15 protein-coding genes are annotated in these 14,214 nt (G+C 71.8%); 7 read left to right on the forward strand and 8 right to left on the reverse strand.

Translation table 11 applies throughout. From position 1 onward, the window contains the following. Positions 1-7: 7 nt before the first annotated feature. The 3 genes from DEJ08_RS01720 to DEJ08_RS01730 are packed head-to-tail and all read left to right on the forward strand — an operon-like array spanning position 8 to position 2,290. Positions 8-952, forward strand: coding sequence for a Ppx/GppA family phosphatase (locus tag DEJ08_RS01720; RefSeq protein ID WP_111033954.1), 945 nt, complete (start codon positions 8-10; stop codon positions 950-952). A 19-nt stretch (positions 953-971) separates the two neighbouring features. Then, entirely contained in the window at positions 972-1,682 is a 711-nt protein-coding gene (locus DEJ08_RS01725; protein WP_111055551.1) for a DUF998 domain-containing protein, read from the forward strand. Then, complete coding sequence (locus tag DEJ08_RS01730) at positions 1,679-2,290, forward strand: TetR/AcrR family transcriptional regulator (protein WP_181439070.1); 612 nt, start codon at positions 1,679-1,681, stop codon at positions 2,288-2,290. The genes DEJ08_RS01725 and DEJ08_RS01730 overlap by 4 nt, the downstream gene beginning before the upstream one ends. A gap of 19 nt (positions 2,291-2,309) precedes the next feature. Here the strand turns inward: DEJ08_RS01730 and DEJ08_RS01735 are convergent, their stop codons facing one another. Next, positions 2,310-2,921: an antibiotic biosynthesis monooxygenase gene (locus DEJ08_RS01735; RefSeq protein WP_111055553.1), complete on the reverse strand. Its 612-nt coding sequence runs from the start codon at positions 2,919-2,921 to the stop codon at positions 2,310-2,312. A 142-nt stretch (positions 2,922-3,063) separates the two neighbouring features. Between DEJ08_RS01735 and DEJ08_RS01740 the strand changes: the two genes are divergently transcribed. Next, positions 3,064-3,873 (forward strand): cupin domain-containing protein, encoded by an 810-nt coding sequence (locus DEJ08_RS01740; RefSeq protein ID WP_111055554.1) that lies wholly within the window; start codon positions 3,064-3,066, stop codon positions 3,871-3,873. A gap of 11 nt (positions 3,874-3,884) precedes the next feature. Here the strand turns inward: DEJ08_RS01740 and ku are convergent, their stop codons facing one another. After that, positions 3,885-4,895, reverse strand: a complete 1,011-nt coding sequence (ku, locus tag DEJ08_RS01745; protein ID WP_111055555.1) for a non-homologous end joining protein Ku — start codon at positions 4,893-4,895, stop codon at positions 3,885-3,887. A 135-nt stretch (positions 4,896-5,030) separates the two neighbouring features. Here ku and DEJ08_RS01750 point away from each other — a divergent pair, with 135 nt between their 5' ends. The 3 genes from DEJ08_RS01750 to DEJ08_RS01760 all read left to right on the forward strand — a co-directional run bounded on the left by DEJ08_RS01750 (position 5,031) and on the right by DEJ08_RS01760 (position 8,765). Further along, positions 5,031-5,921, forward strand: coding sequence for an SDR family oxidoreductase (locus DEJ08_RS01750; RefSeq protein ID WP_071404867.1), 891 nt, complete (start codon positions 5,031-5,033; stop codon positions 5,919-5,921). Further along, the gene (locus DEJ08_RS01755) at positions 5,918-8,452 is read left to right on the forward strand and encodes an ATP-dependent DNA ligase (RefSeq protein WP_111055556.1); all 2,535 of its coding nucleotides are present in this window, start codon (positions 5,918-5,920) and stop codon (positions 8,450-8,452) included. Before DEJ08_RS01750 ends, DEJ08_RS01755 begins: the two co-directional genes overlap by 4 nt. Positions 8,453-8,609: 157 nt before the next feature. Then, entirely contained in the window at positions 8,610-8,765 is a 156-nt protein-coding gene (locus DEJ08_RS01760) for a hypothetical protein (RefSeq protein ID WP_181439071.1), read from the forward strand. A 289-nt stretch (positions 8,766-9,054) separates the two neighbouring features. Here the strand turns inward: DEJ08_RS01760 and DEJ08_RS01765 are convergent, their stop codons facing one another. The 6 genes from DEJ08_RS01765 to DEJ08_RS01790 all read right to left on the reverse strand — a co-directional run bounded on the left by DEJ08_RS01765 (position 9,055) and on the right by DEJ08_RS01790 (position 14,162). After that, entirely contained in the window at positions 9,055-9,231 is a 177-nt protein-coding gene (locus DEJ08_RS01765; RefSeq protein WP_155896953.1) for a hypothetical protein, read from the reverse strand. Between the two features lie 10 nt (positions 9,232-9,241). Further along, positions 9,242-10,216, reverse strand: a complete 975-nt coding sequence (locus DEJ08_RS01770) for a sugar phosphate isomerase/epimerase family protein (RefSeq protein WP_146248570.1) — start codon at positions 10,214-10,216, stop codon at positions 9,242-9,244. A 153-nt stretch (positions 10,217-10,369) separates the two neighbouring features. Beyond that, a complete protein-coding gene (locus DEJ08_RS01775) occupies positions 10,370-11,053 on the reverse strand; it encodes a fumarylacetoacetate hydrolase family protein (protein ID WP_111055558.1) in 684 nt (227 codons plus the stop codon). Between the two features lie 33 nt (positions 11,054-11,086). Next, on the reverse strand, positions 11,087-11,302 hold the full coding sequence (locus tag DEJ08_RS01780) for a hypothetical protein (RefSeq protein ID WP_111047860.1): 216 nt from the start codon (positions 11,300-11,302) through the stop codon (positions 11,087-11,089). Continuing rightward, on the reverse strand, positions 11,283-11,612 hold the full coding sequence (locus tag DEJ08_RS01785; protein WP_111055559.1) for a hypothetical protein: 330 nt from the start codon (positions 11,610-11,612) through the stop codon (positions 11,283-11,285). Before DEJ08_RS01785 ends, DEJ08_RS01780 begins: the two co-directional genes overlap by 20 nt. A 93-nt stretch (positions 11,613-11,705) precedes the next feature. After that, positions 11,706-14,162 carry a phosphoketolase family protein gene (locus DEJ08_RS01790; RefSeq protein WP_111055560.1) on the reverse strand — a complete coding sequence of 819 codons (2,457 nt, stop codon included), beginning with the start codon at positions 14,160-14,162 and terminating at the stop codon, positions 11,706-11,708. Positions 14,163-14,214: the final 52 nt, after the last annotated feature.

Here is a 14,214-nt window from a genome sequence, read left to right on the forward strand (position 1 = left end):
TGTCCCCATGCGCGTGGGAGTCCTCGACATCGGGTCCAACACCGGCCACCTGCTCGTGGTGGACGCCCACGGCGGCGCCGCGCCGCTGCCGGCGTCCTCGTTCAAGCAGCCGCTGCGGCTGGCCGAGCACCTCGACGACTCGGGCGCGGTGACCCAGCAGGGCATCGACGCCCTGACCGCCTTCGTCGCCGACGCCGTCCGCGTCGCCGAAGAACGCGGCTGCGAGGACATGCTCGCGTTCGCCACGTCGGCGGTGCGCGACGCCGGCAACTCCGAGGCCGTACTCGCCCACGTCGAGGCCTCCACCGGGGTCGAACTGGCCGTCCTGTCCGGCTCCGACGAGGCCCGGCTGACGTTCCTGGCCGTGCGCCGCTGGTTCGGCTGGTCCGCCGGTCGCCTGGCGGTCTTCGACATCGGCGGTGGCTCGCTCGAGATCGCCGGCGGTGCCGACGAGGCGCCGGACGTCGCGTGGTCGATGCCGATCGGCGCCGCACGCCTGGCGCGCTCCTACTTCGCGGCCGGCACCCCGACCGAGGACGACGTCCGCCGCATCCGGCACGAGATCCGTGTGGAGATCGCCCGGGACGCCGGACGGCTGCTCCGGTCGGGCCGCCCGGACCGGGCCGTGGCGACATCGAAGACGTTCCGGTCGATCGCCCGCATCTGCGGTGCCGCCCCGTCGGCCGCCGGGCCCCTGGTGCCGCGCGCGCTCGACGGCGCGGTGCTGCGGCAGCGGCTGCCGGAACTGCTCACGATGTCGGTCGACGAGCTCGCGGCCCTGCCCGGTGTCTCACCGAGCCGGGCGCACCAGGTGGTGCCAGGCGCGCTCGTCGCCGAGGCGTGCCTGGACATCTTCGACCTGCCGGCCCTCGAGATCTGCCCGTGGGCGCTCCGCGAGGGCGTGATCCTCGAGCGGCTCGACCAGCTGTCGGTGCTGGGCAACTCCCAGTAGTGACCGTTATGGTCAGTACATGACCAGATCGGACACTCCCCGCGTGCTCGTCCCCGGCGCACTCTGGACGGTCGCGGGAGTCGGATGGCTCGTCGGCGAAGCCGTCTCGGCGTCGGCGTTCCCCGGCTACAGCTACGCGACGAACTACATCTCCGACCTCGGGGTCCCCGACGTCGGCACGTTCCAGGGGCGGTCGATCGACTCACCGCTGCACGTGCTCATGAACACGACGTTCATCGGACAGGGCGTCCTGTTCGGGATCGCAGCGGTGCTCGCCGCCGTGGTGTTCCGCGCCGCGTCCCGCCGTGCCCGGGTGGCGACCGCGGTCCTCGCCGTGGTCCACCTGGTCGGGATGGTCCTGGTCGGCTCGTTCCACGGCAGCCAGACGAGCACCGACGGCGGCACCATCGTGTTCCACGTGCTCGGCGCCGCGGCAGCGATCACGACCGGCAACCTCGTGGCGGTCACCGCCGGCATCGGGTCCGGGGCGCTGCGGGCACCGGCGGCCTACCGGATCGCGAGCGTCGTGCTCGGGATCGTCGGCCTCGTCTCCCTCGTGATGCTCGTCGTGGACTCGTCGTCGACGGTGATCGAGGTGCTCCCCGACGGCGTGTGGGAGCGTGCGTCCGTGTACACGATCGTCGCGTGGGAGCTCCTGACCGGGATCACTCTGCTGGTCGCGGGGACGCGGCGACTGCGGACGGCGCGGGCTTCGGCGGTCGGCGCGTGACCCGCCCTGCGCGCCGGGCTCGCCCCTCCGCCGAGGAGATCAACGGGGGTGTCCTGGACATCACCGCCGGACTCATCGCCCGACGCGGCATTAAGGACACCGCCGTGCAGGCCGTCGCCGACCAGGCCGGCTACTCGAAGGCGGGCATCCTCGCCCGGTTCACGAGCAAGGAGCTGCTCGTCGAGGCCGCGCTCGCGCAGTGCACCGCGCAGACCGAGGCGATCCGGGCAGCTGCCACCGCCGCCCCCGTGGGGGAGACCCGCGACGCCGCGGCGCTCGCAGGGATCGCCGACCTCGCTCTCGTCCGGCCGGGGTGGGCGGAACTCGCGCTCGCGGCGTTCACCCTGCGGCGCGGGGACGACGTCGGCGTCCGGCTCGAACCGGTCGCAGCGACGCTCCTCGACGTGTTCGGCATCGACATGGCCGACGCCACGGCCACCCCGCTCGACCGGCGTGCACGGGTCTCCGGGGCGTTCGGAGCGATCGTGATGCTCGCGCTGACGTACGAGACCGAGGCCTCCGCGGCGGAGGCCCGGCCCCACATGCTGCAGATCGGATGGGACGCCCTCGGCCACGACGGGCCCGTGCCGCTCGGGGTCGGCGGCTAGGCCCGCTCGGGGCCGTCGGCTAGGCCCGCTCGGACCTCGGCGGAGCGAGCAGCCACGGACGGATCAGCTTCGTCACGAACGGCAGCACCCAGAACGTCATGATCGGCGTGAGCACGACGGTCGTGATAAGCACCCGGGGCAGGATCGCGACGTGCGCGAACGCGGGGACGAGCCAGGCCATCAGGTACGTGAACGCGAGGTTCACCGGGAAGAAGCCGAGCCAGATGCTCACGGACTGTTTCCACCGCGGGGGAGCGCTCGAGGCCGGGGCGTGCTGCGGGACGTCGAACCACCCCTCGATGCCGGTGCGCTTCTCGACGCGGGACTCCACCACCAGGTCACGGCCGAGGTCGAGCCAGCGCAGCCGGTCGTCGGAGTTCTCCCACGTCGCCAGGGAGTCGTGGTCGGCGAACCGGTAGAGCATGTGCCACTCGCGGGACTGCGCGGTGGAACGCACCCACCCCGAGCCGAGGAAGCCGGGGTAGCGGTTCGCCAGGTTCACCCCGGACTGCACCCAGCGGGTGACCTCGGGGATGCGGTCGGGTTCGACCAGGCGGGTGACGGAGACGGTGACGGGCGGGCCTGCGGTCTCGGATGACGACTGCAGGCTCCCAGGCTCTTGTGGAGTCATCCGACCAGTGTCCCGGACCCGTGTTTCCGGCTCGTGACACGTGCCTCGCGCGTCGGCTGAACGGATCCGCGTCGTCCTTCGACCACCGTCCCAGGCGGGTGCAAGACGATCATCTGGCGAACGCACCACCGAGAGGACCCAGATGCACCCCGAGCCCACCACCACCCTCATCGCCACCGTCGACGGGCCCGACGGCGGCACGTTGGAGGTGCGGCGGCTGACGCTCCCGGTGGGTGCGTCGACCGGCTGGCACCAGCACGACGCACGCCAGACGGGTCTCGTGGTGCGCGGTGCGCTGACGCACGTCACCGAAGAGGCCACTCGGGTCGTCGGGCCGGGGCAGGCCCTGGTCGAGGAGCCGCGCATCGTGCACGACGGCCGCAGCACCGGCACGGAGGACGCCGAGCTGCTCTACGTCGCCCACCTGCCGGCAGGTGCAGCGGCGTCGACCCCGGGCGAGGCGCCACCGAGCGAGGGGCCGGTCCGCAGCGCGCTCGTGACGGTCCCGCTGGGGCGGCCGCAGTTCGTGCACGCGCTGCGCTACACCGCGATGTACGCACCGAAGCCCTTCGCCGAGGCACTGCTCGTCTACCGGGACAACGGCACGTACACGATCCTGTCCCCGGGTGAGGACCACCACGGCTGCTACGTCTCGGCGACCGATCCCGCCGAGGGGATGCGGCACGTCGCGTTCATGTCGTGGCCGTCCGCGGACTGGGGCCGGAACATCGCGTCGCACACCCTGACCTTCGAGGCCGCGAGCGGCGCGTTCACCCAGGAGCTCCGGTTGCCGGGCGACCCGGTCCCGCGGGCGCAGTACGGGTACGCGGCGGCCGTCGAGGACCCGGAGTCGATCGACACCGGCGCCGGGTGGGCGGCGCTCCGCCAGCAGTACGCCGGGGTGTTCACCATGCTCGAGCGCCTGGCGGGCGGCGGGTCGACCGCGGCCTGACCCGGGAGTGGTCAGCTCGCCTGCTTCTTGGCGGCGGGCTTCTTGGCCGGGGCCTTCTTCGCCGGTGCCTTCTTCGGCGCCGACTTCGCGGGGGCCTTCTCCGTCGTGCTCTCGGCAGCCTTCTTGGCCGGTGCCTTCTTCGCCGGCGCCTTCCTGCCGGAGCCGGACGTGCCCGAGCCGGAACCGGACGACGACCGTGAGGCCGACGACGAACGCGACCCCGAGCCTCCTGTCCGCTTCTTGTCGACGGATGCACGCAGGGCGGCCATCAGGTCGAGCACGTCACCGCCCTCGTCGTCGTCGTCCTCGTCGTCCTGCGCGCCGAAGGTCTTCTCGGTGTCGATGTCGTCGCCCGCCTCGAGCTTGGCGTCGATCAGCTGCTGCAGTTCCTCCTGGTAGGAGTCGGTGTAGCGGTCGGGGTCGAAGTCGGTGGACATGCTCTCGACGAGCGAGGACGACATCTTCAGCTCGTTGGCGCTGACCTTCACCGTCGTGTCGAGGGTCTTGAAGTCGGCAGCGCGGACCTCGTCGCCCCAGAGCAGCCCCTGCAGCAGGATGACCTCGTCGTGCACCCGGAGCACCCCGAGCCGGGTCTTCTGCCGCAGGGTGAACTGCACGATCGCCAGGCGGTCGGTCTTCGCCAGGGTCTCGCGCAGCAGCACGTACGCCTTCGGCGAGCGCGAGTCGGGCTCCAGGTAGTAGGTCTTCTCGAACATCATCGGGTCGACCTGCTCGACGGGCACGAACTCGAGCACCTCGACCTCGTGCGACTGCTCCTCGGGGAGCTGCTTGAAGTCGTCCGCGGTGAGCACCACGGTCTTGTCACCGTCGTCGTAGGCGCGCTGGATGTCGGCGTACTCGACCTCGTGGCCGAACTCGCACACCCGCTTGTACCGGATGCGGCCCTTGTCGTCGTCGTGGACCTGGTGCAGGGACACGTCGTGCGTCTCGGTGGCCGCGTAGACCTTGATGGGCACGTTGACGAGCCCGAACGCGATGGAGCCCTTCCAGATCGACCTCATGCGCACATGATGCCCGCCCGCACGCGTGCGTGCCCGGAGCCGTCGGTTCCTCCACAGGTCCGCCGTCCGGGGGATCGTTCCACGGATGTCCGGTTCGCTGGACCGCCGCGAGGCCGGCGCGAGCACGATGGGCCCATGAGCCAGCTCGACAAGCAGGACCCGCGCGACCAGTTCCCCCGTCCGCCGTTCCCCGCGCAGACCCAGCAGGGGTCCGGGCTGGCGAGTGCGATGGACCCCGCCCCCGACCACGGCGAGACGAGCTACCTGGGCACCGGGCGGATGCGCGGGTACCGGGTGCTCGTCACGGGCGCGGACTCCGGCATCGGGCGCGCCGCGGCGATCGCGATGGCGAAGGAAGGGGCCGACGTCGCCCTGAACGCCCTGCCCGAAGAGCGCGAGGACCTCGAACAGGTCCGCGACGTCATCGGTGACCTCGGGCGCAAGGCGGTGCTGCTGCCCGGCGACCTGACGGACGAGGCATTCTGCGACGTCCTGGTGCAGGACGCCGTCAGCGAGCTCGGTGGACTGGACGCGCTCGTGCTGGTCGCGGGCCACCAGCAGGTGCACGAGGACGTCACCGTGCAGAGCACCGAGGACTTCGACCGCACGATGAAGGTCAACCTGTACTCGCTGTTCTGGCTCGTCCGTGCTGCGGTCCCACACATGGCGCCGGGCAGCTCGATCGTCACGACCAGCTCGGTGTCCGCGTACCAGCCGCAGGACCGCATGATCGACTACGCCGCGACGAAGGCCGCGATCATCACCTACACGAACGGGCTCGCGCGGCAGCTCGCCAGCAAGGGCATCCGCGCCAACACGGTGGTGCCCGGGCCGGTGTGGACGCCCCTGCAGCCGATCAGCTACCCGGGCGACGAGATCGCGGCGTACGGCCAGGACACCCCGTTCGGTCGTCCCGCCCAGCCCGTCGAGCTCGGCAGCGCCTACGTCTACCTGGCCGGGCCCGAGTCGTCGTACACGTCCGGCACGACCCTGACGGTGGCGGGAGCGACCGGGGTGGCGCTGTGAGTCCCGCCTCGCGCAAGACCGTCGTCCTGGTCGGGAACCGGCGGCTCGCGCTCACGAACATCGACAAGGTGCTCTACCCCGAGACCGGCACCACCAAGGGTCGGGTGATCGAGTACTACGAGCGGGTCGCGCCGTGGATGATCCCGCACGTCAAGGACCGCCCGGTGACCCGGAAGCGCTGGGCCAACGGTGTCGGGGGCAAGGTCTTCTTCGAGAAGAACCTGCCCGACTCGGCCCCCGACTGGGTGCGGCACCACACCATCCACCACTCGGAACACGACAACGAGTACCCGATCGTCGACGACCTGCCGACCCTGGTGTGGATGGCGCAGCAGGCCGCGCTCGAACTGCACGTCCCGCAGTGGCGGTTCGGCCCCCGCGGCGCGCAGCAGAACCCGGACCGGCTCGTCCTCGACCTCGACCCGGGCGAGGGCGTGGGGCTGCCCGAGTGCGTCGAGGTCGCCGTGGCCGCGCGCGAGATCCTGCACGGCATGGGGCTCGACCCGTACCCGGTGACGTCCGGCTCCAAGGGCATCCACCTGTACGCGGCCCTCGACGGCAAGGCGACGACCGCGCAGGTCTCCGACGTCGCCCACGAGCTGGCCAAGGCCCTCGAGACGGACCTGCCGGACCTGGTGCTCTCGTCGATGAGCCGTGCCGAGCGGAAGGGCAAGGTGTTCGTCGACTGGTCGCAGAACAACGGCAACAAGACGACCATCGCGCCGTACTCGCTGCGCGGCCGCGAGCGGCCGACGGTCGCGGCACCCCGCACCTGGAAGGAACTCGAGGAACGCGGGCTCGCGCAGCTCACGTTGGACGAGGTCCTCGAACGCCTGGAGGCCCGTGGGGACTTCCTGCACCCGGTCGCCTCCGCCTCGCTGGCCGTCGGGCGCGACGACCACGGTCACTGGGACAGCGACCGGACCGAGCGGGCGAACGACGCCGAGCAGCCCGCACGTGACCGGCTCGCCGCCTACCGGGCGAAGCGGGACGCCTCGAAGACGCCGGAGCCCGTGCCCGAGGGAGCGCCCACCGTGCGGAAGGACGGCACACCGACCTTCGTCATCCAGGAGCACCACGCCACCCGCGACCACTACGACTTCCGGCTCGAGCACGACGGGGTGCTGGTGAGCTGGGCCCTGCCGAAGGGCGAGCCGACCGACCCGGGCAAGAACCACCTGGCCGTGCAGACCGAGGACCACCCGCTCGAGTACGGGTCGTTCGAGGGCACGATCCCGAAGGACGAGTACGGCGGCGGCACGGTCACGATCTGGGACGATGGCACCTACGAGCTCGAGAAGTGGCGCGAGGGGCAGGAGGTCATCGTCACCCTGCACGGTCGGGCCGGCGGCGCTCGCCGTCTCGCGCTGTTGCACACCCGCGGCCGTGGCGGCGGGGACGAGAAGAACTGGCTCATCCACCGCACGAAGGAGCAACCCGAACGGCTGGCGGACGGCAGCGGCTCTGCCGGGCCGACGGTGGCGCGACGGTCGGACCGGCCGTCGGACGGGCACGGCGATGCGCAGCGCACCGGGCAGCGACGGATCAGCGGGGCCGCGGACGCCGAGACCCCGCCGTCGGAGCGCCGGACGATGCAGGCGACCCTGGCCAAGGGGGAGCCCCGGCTGGACCCGGCCGACTGGGCCTTCGAGATGAAGTGGGACGGGGTGCGCGCGCTGGCGACGGTCCGTGACGGGTCGGTGACCCTGCGCAGCCGCAACGACAACGACCTGACGGCCCAGTACCCCGAGCTGCAGGAACTGGGCGAGCGGGCCGGCGTGGACGGCGTGTTCGACGGTGAGATCGTGGCCGTCGACGATCGTGGCCGACCCTCGTTCCAGCTGCTCCAGAACCGCATGGGCCTGACGAAGGCGCGCGAGGTCCGGAGCGCGCAGGAGACGACGCCCGTGCGGTTCCTGCTGTTCGACGTGCTCGAGGCGGACGGGCACGAGCTGACGCGGCTCGGCTACGACGCCCGGCGGCAGGCACTCGAGACGGTCGTGGACCCCGGCGGCGCGATCGACGTGCCGCCGGCGGTGCAGGGCGACCTCGACGCGGTGCTGGCTGCATCGCGCGAGCAGGGACTCGAGGGCGTGGTCGCGAAGAAGCGGTCGTCGAAGTACGCCGAGGGGCGGCGGTCCGAGGCCTGGCTGAAGCTGAAGCACCACGCCACGCAGGAAGTCGTCGTCGGCGGCTGGAAACCGGGCAGCGGTCGACGTGCCGGCGGGATCGGGTCGCTGTTGCTCGGGGTGCCCGGCCCCGACGGGCTGGAGTACGTCGGCAAGGTCGGCACGGGGTTCCGTGACCGTGACCTCGACGAGATCGCCGGTGTCCTCGCACCGCTGGAACGGAAGACCCCGCCGTTCGTCGACGTCCCGCGACCCGACGCGCGGGATGCGCACTGGGTCACGCCGAAGCGCGTCGGCGAGGTCGAGTTCGCCGAGTGGACCGGCGACGGACGGCTCCGGCAGCCGTCCTGGCGAGGGTGGCGCGTGGACAAGGACCCGGACGACGTCGTGCGGGAGTCCTGAGACGCTCCGCTCGCTGTTGCCACATGCGTGCGCATGGGGTCCGCCGCTGGCGAACATCCGTCCCCCGTCACGAGCCTGCGTGGGGGACAGTATCGGCACCGCTGGCCACGATCGGTCACGGGCTGTTACGTTCGCCGGGACGAAGGGGGCTTCGAAGATGAACTCGAGCAAGTACCTGCCGCCCTACACGGCCGCAGAACGCGTCGCGATCACGGGGGACGACCTGTCGCAGCGGACCGTCGAACCGGGCGGTGGCGCCACGGAGAACGAGGTCCGGTACGCGGACTTCCTCGCCGACGAGGACGACGACTGACCGGGGCGGTCTGAGCGGCTGACCGCCCGGCGGGCGGGACAGACCCGACGGCCCGCACGCTGGATCAGGGAGCGCACGGACCGTCGCCGGGGCACGTGACCAGCCGGTTCAGGGAGACCGACCACGAGGCCCCGCACCAGGCTCGCCGAAGCGCGACCGGTGGGTCCACTGGTGAGACGTGCCGAGTGACCGGATCGTCACACGAGCGGCAAGAAGAATCGCCGGGCGACCTCGAGGGTCGCCCGGCGATGTCGTCCGTGCGGGGGGATCCTGTCGGATCAGGACGGGGTCAGGCCGCGGGTGCGGGGCCGTCGGTGGGCACCGCGTGGTCGGCCACGGGCGCGTCTTCCTCGATGAGCTCGTCCTCTTCCGGCTCGACCACCTCGGCCGCGGCGGCCTTGGCCTCGTCGATGGACTCCTGGGAACGGCGGAGCAGGTCGTCGTCGTGTGCTGCCTGATCGGTCATGCCCAGCAACCTACGCGGGCGTCCCTGTGTCGGCGTCCCGGCGACGGGCACCGTGCGTCGGGTCGGAGCGGCCGGTGTGCGGTGGCTCGAAGTCCACCGCGGACGTCGGCGCGGGCGTCGAGGGCATCGCCGGGGCGGCCGGTGAGCCGAACGCGTCGGCGGCGTCGAGCACCGCACGGGTGGCGGCCACGGCCGTCCGGAGCGCATCGCGGACGGGCATCGCCCGGTGCGCCGGGGTCCGGACCTCGACGCCCCACGGCTCGGCGAACCCGAGTTCGCGCACGGTCCGGACGAAGCCGGGCAGGTCCCACGCCCCGGCACCGGGCAGGTACCGTGCCGTCCGGGACTCCTCGGCGAGGGTCATCCCGCTCGGGGTGTGCAGCAGTCCGTCGCTCAGCTCGACGGCTGCGAGGACCCCGGGTGCGACGCCCTGCCGGATCGACGCGAGGGTGGAACCGCCGCGGAGTGCGTGCATGGCGTCGATGAGCAGGCCGCCGTTGGGGTGGCCGGCAGCGGCGACGAAACGGGAGGCCCGTTCGATCGTGGGCAGGTTCGACCACGGTTCCGGTTCGAGCACGAGCTGCGCTCCGACCGCTTCGGCCTGGTCGGCGAGCACGACCCAGTCGTCGGCCATCGTGGCGGGGGAGGCTCCGGGCAACGAGGTGTCGGCGCGCGCCACCACCTGCCAGGCGCTCAGCGTCGCCGCGGCCTCGAGCACGACACCGCGGTCGGCGTCCTCGTGCTGGGTGCGGCTCGTGCACGTCCACCACCGGTCGAGTGGTCCGAGCTGGACCCAGACGATGCCGGCGGCGTCGAGCATGCGGCGCAGTTCGGCGAACCCCGTCGTCGCGCGGACCTCGTGCAGGTCGTCGAGGGACAGCGACAGGCCGGCGAACCCGGCGGCGCCGACGGCGTGCACGCGGTCGCGGATGCTCTCGTCGCCCGCCCACGTCCAGGACGTGGCGAGCAGGTCGTGTTCCAGCACGGTGGTACCTCCGGCAGTCCCGAGGTGTCCGCGTCGCCCCGTCGCGATGCGCCGCCCCGTGTCCGCCGCGGGCCCCACCCGCGACGATGCCCAAGACTTACCCGTGCTGCCTGCGAACGCTCCCAGCCCGTCGACACATCGCCGACACGTGCTTCAGACGATCCGGGTCCGGACCTCGCCGACGCCGGCGATCGTGCCGACGAGCACGGCGCCGCGTTCGAGCACGCCGACACCGTCAGGAGTGCCGGTCATCACGAGGTCGCCGGGCGCGAGCGCCACGGACCATGACAGCGCCGCGATCGTCTCGGCGACCGGCCAGATCTGGTCGGTCAGGTTGCCCGACTGCCGGAGTTCCCCGTCCACCGTCAGCTCGATCGCGCCGCTGGTCGGGTCGACCTCGGCCGCCGGGGTGATCGCCCCGATCGGCGCCGAGGCGTCGAAGCCCTTGGCCGTGTCCCACGGCCGCCCGAGTCGCTTCGCCTCGGCCTGCAGGTCGCGGCGAGTGAGGTCGATCCCGACGGCGTACCCCCAGACGTGTGCGAGGGCGTCGGCGACCGCAATGTCCGTGCCGCCGGTGCCGATCGCGACGACGAGCTCGACCTCGTGCTCCAGTTGCTGCGTCAGCGGCGGGTACGGGGTGTCGGCGCCGTCGACCACGACCGCGTCTGCCGGCTTGGTGAAGAAGAACGGCGGCTCGCGGTCCGGGTCGTGGCCCATCTCGCGGGCGTGCGCGGCGTAGTTCCGTCCGACGCAGAACACACGGCGGACGGGGAAACGCGCGCCCGTCGTCGTGGGCACGGTCGGGAGGCTCGGGGCCGGGATGACGAGTTCGGTCACGGTGCCAGCGTGGCAGGCTCGCAGGGCATCGGTTCAGCTCTCACCGAAGGACGCCTCGTACTTGAGCTTCCGCGCCCGGGCGCGCTCCTGGCGTTCGCGCCATTCGATGCGCGCCTGACGGAGCTCTTCCTCGGCGCCCTTCGCCCGCATCATGGGCCCGTAGTGCGGGTCCGCCAGCAGTGCGGGCGTCGTCAGTTCACGTCCGTCGAGCCAGCGCTTGAAGTCCTTGTCACTCAGCTTCGAGATCATCGTTCGCTCCTTCGATCGTCGCTGCGGTCAGGTCGTCGAGTGCCTGGCCGACCCAGCGGTCGTCCGCGGTCGTCCAACTGCGGGTCACCAGCGCAGCCGACATCACACCGGCGGCCGCGCGCTGTCCTTCGTCGTCCGAGGTCGCCCGGTCGGCGACCCACGACCAACGCTGCCACCACAGGTCGCGGTGCACCGAGAACTCTGCATTTCGCCGTCCTGCGCGCCCGTCGAGCACCGAGGCGACGAGCGCACCCAGCGCGACGGTCGCGCTCGTGACCGACACGAGCGCGCTGATCCAGCCGATGTCCATGCCGGAACCCTGACAGCACGGAACCGGCCACGCGGCGGGCGTGACCGGTCCTGTGGACGGCGCTCCGGGCCTCCAGGCCTGTGGAGGAGTGCGTCAGTTGCCGGGCGCGGCCGCCTCGGTCTCGCCCGCACCCGGGTCGCCGCCGGTCCCGCCGCTGGCGGGCTCGTCCTGCGGCCAGCCCGCGAACTCCCAGCCCGCGAGGGACGGGTGGTCCTCGCCCTTCGTGTACGCGAACGTCCGCGCGGCGTCACGCGCCTCGGACAGCTTCGTGAGCAGATCGGCGTGCGCCTCGGCGTCCACCCGCGTCAGGGCGTCGTGGGCCAGGGCGAAGCGGTCCATCTCGTTGCGCATGAGCATGTCGAACGGTGAGGTCGTCGTGCCCTGCTCGAGGAACCCGTGCACGTGCAGGTCGTCGTGCCCGTTCCGGCGGTACGTCAGCTGGTGCACGAGCGTCGGGTACCCGTGGAACGCGAAGACCGTGGGCGTGCCGGGCAGGAAGAGCGCGTCGTACTGCTCGTCCGGGATCGGGTGCTCGTGCTTGCGCGGGTCGCCGAGCGCGAGCAGGTCGACGACGTTGAGCACACGGACCCCGACGCCGGGAGCGTGCTTCCGGATGATGTCGGTGGCGGCGATCGCCTCGACCGTGGGGACGTCACCGGCGCAGGCGAGCACGACGTCGACCTTCCCGACGGCCTGCTCCGTGCCGGCGAAGTCCCACACGCCGAGTCCGGCCTGCGCGTGCGCGACCGCGTCGTCGAGGGACAGGAAGACCGGCTCCGGGTGCTTGCCCGCGACGATCACCTCGATGCGGTCCGTGGTCTCCATCGCGTGCGCGGCGACGGCGAGCAACGTGTTGGCGTCGGCCGGCAGCTTGATCCGGACGAGGTCCTGCTGCTTCGACGCGACGACGTCGAGGAACCCGGGGTCCTGGTGGGAGAACCCGTTGTGGTCCTGTCGCCAGACGTGCGACGAGAGCAGGAGCGACAGGTTGGACACCGGCACCCGCCAGTCGATGTCGGTCGAGGACTCCAGCCACTTGGCGTACTGCCCGACCATCGAGTCGATGATGTGGGCGAACGCCTCGTAGGTGTTGAGCATCCCGTGCCGACCGGACAGCACGTACCCCTCGAGCATCCCCTCGAGCAGGTGCTCGGACAGGACCTCCGTGACCCGTCCGCGTGCGGCGAGGTGCTCGTCGCCTGCGGCGCGCTGGGCTCGCCAGACGCGCGAGGTCACGTCGAAGACGGCGTCGAGCTTGTTCGAGATCGTCTCGTCCGGGCCGAACAGCCGGAAGGTCGAGGCGTTCTTCTCGATGAGTGCGGCGAGCCAGGGGCCGAGCGTGCCCGTGGCGGATGCCGTGGAACCAGCCTCGACCGCGTACGGCTCGAGCGGCGGCCGGTCGAGCGCGGTCCGCAGTCGACCGCCGTTGCCGTGCGGGGTGGCGCTCATCCGCTCGTCACCGGTCGGACGGATCGTGGTCATGATGCCGACGGGGTGGCCGTCCTCGTCGAAGAGCTCCTTGGGGCGGTACGAGCGCATCCACTCCTCGAGCTGCGCACGGTGGCCGTCGTCCTCGCGCACCGCGGGCAGCGGCACCTGGTGCGCGCGGAAGGTCCCCTCGACCTGCTCGCCGTCGACCTCCTTCGGGCCGGTCCAGCCCTTCGGGGTGCGCAGGACGATCATCGGCCAGCGCGGACGCAGGTCCGCGGCACCGGCGGGCTGCCCCGCGGCGGCACGGGCGGCCTGGGCGCGGGCAGCGGCCTGGATGTCGTCGATGCCGGCGAGGGCACGTCGCAGGGCACCGTCGAACAGGGCGTGCACCGCGTACGGGTCGTCGTCGACGCGGCGGGAGTCGACCACGATCGGGTCGTAGCCGAGCCCGCGGAAGTACGCGGTGAGGTCCTCGTCGGGGATGCGGGCCAGGACGGTCGGGTTCGCGATCTTCCAGCCGTTGAGGTTGAGGATCGGCAGCACGGCGCCGTCGGAGACCGGGTCGAGGAACGTGTGCGCCTGCCACGAACCGGCGAGCGGACCGGTCTCGGCCTCACCGTCGCCGACCACGCACGCGACGACGAGGTCCGGGTTGTCGAGCGCCGCACCGTAGGCGTGCGACAGCGAGTAGCCGAGTTCACCGCCCTCGTTGATGGAGCCGGGGGTCTCCGGGGCGGCGTGCGAGGGGATGCCGCCGGGGAACGAGAACTGGCGGAAGAACCGCTGCAGGTCGACGTCCTGGTACAGCTCGTTCCACGTGCCGTCCAGCCAGGCGTTCGCGTTCATCGCCGGACCGCCGTGCCCCGGGCCGCAGATGTACAGGAACTCGCGCCCGGTCTCCGTGATCAGCGCGTTGCAGTGCGCGTACACGAGGTTCAGTGCGGGGGAGGTGCCCCAGTGGCCGAGCAGCCGCGGCTTGACGTCGTCGGGTTCGATCGGCCGGCTGAGCAGCGGGTTGTCCAGCAGGTAGATCTGCCCGACCGTCAGGTAGTTGGCGGCGCGCCACCAGGCGTCGACCGCCCGGAGCCGGTCGGTGGTGGAGATGTGTGCTGGAGCCATGGGTACACGGTACGAAACACCGGGTTGCGGCACCTCAGGAAACTCGTCCCAA

Origin of the sequence: Curtobacterium sp. MCLR17_054 (genome assembly GCF_003234335.2) — a bacterium.
Classification (GTDB): domain Bacteria; phylum Actinomycetota; class Actinomycetes; order Actinomycetales; family Microbacteriaceae; genus Curtobacterium; species Curtobacterium flaccumfaciens.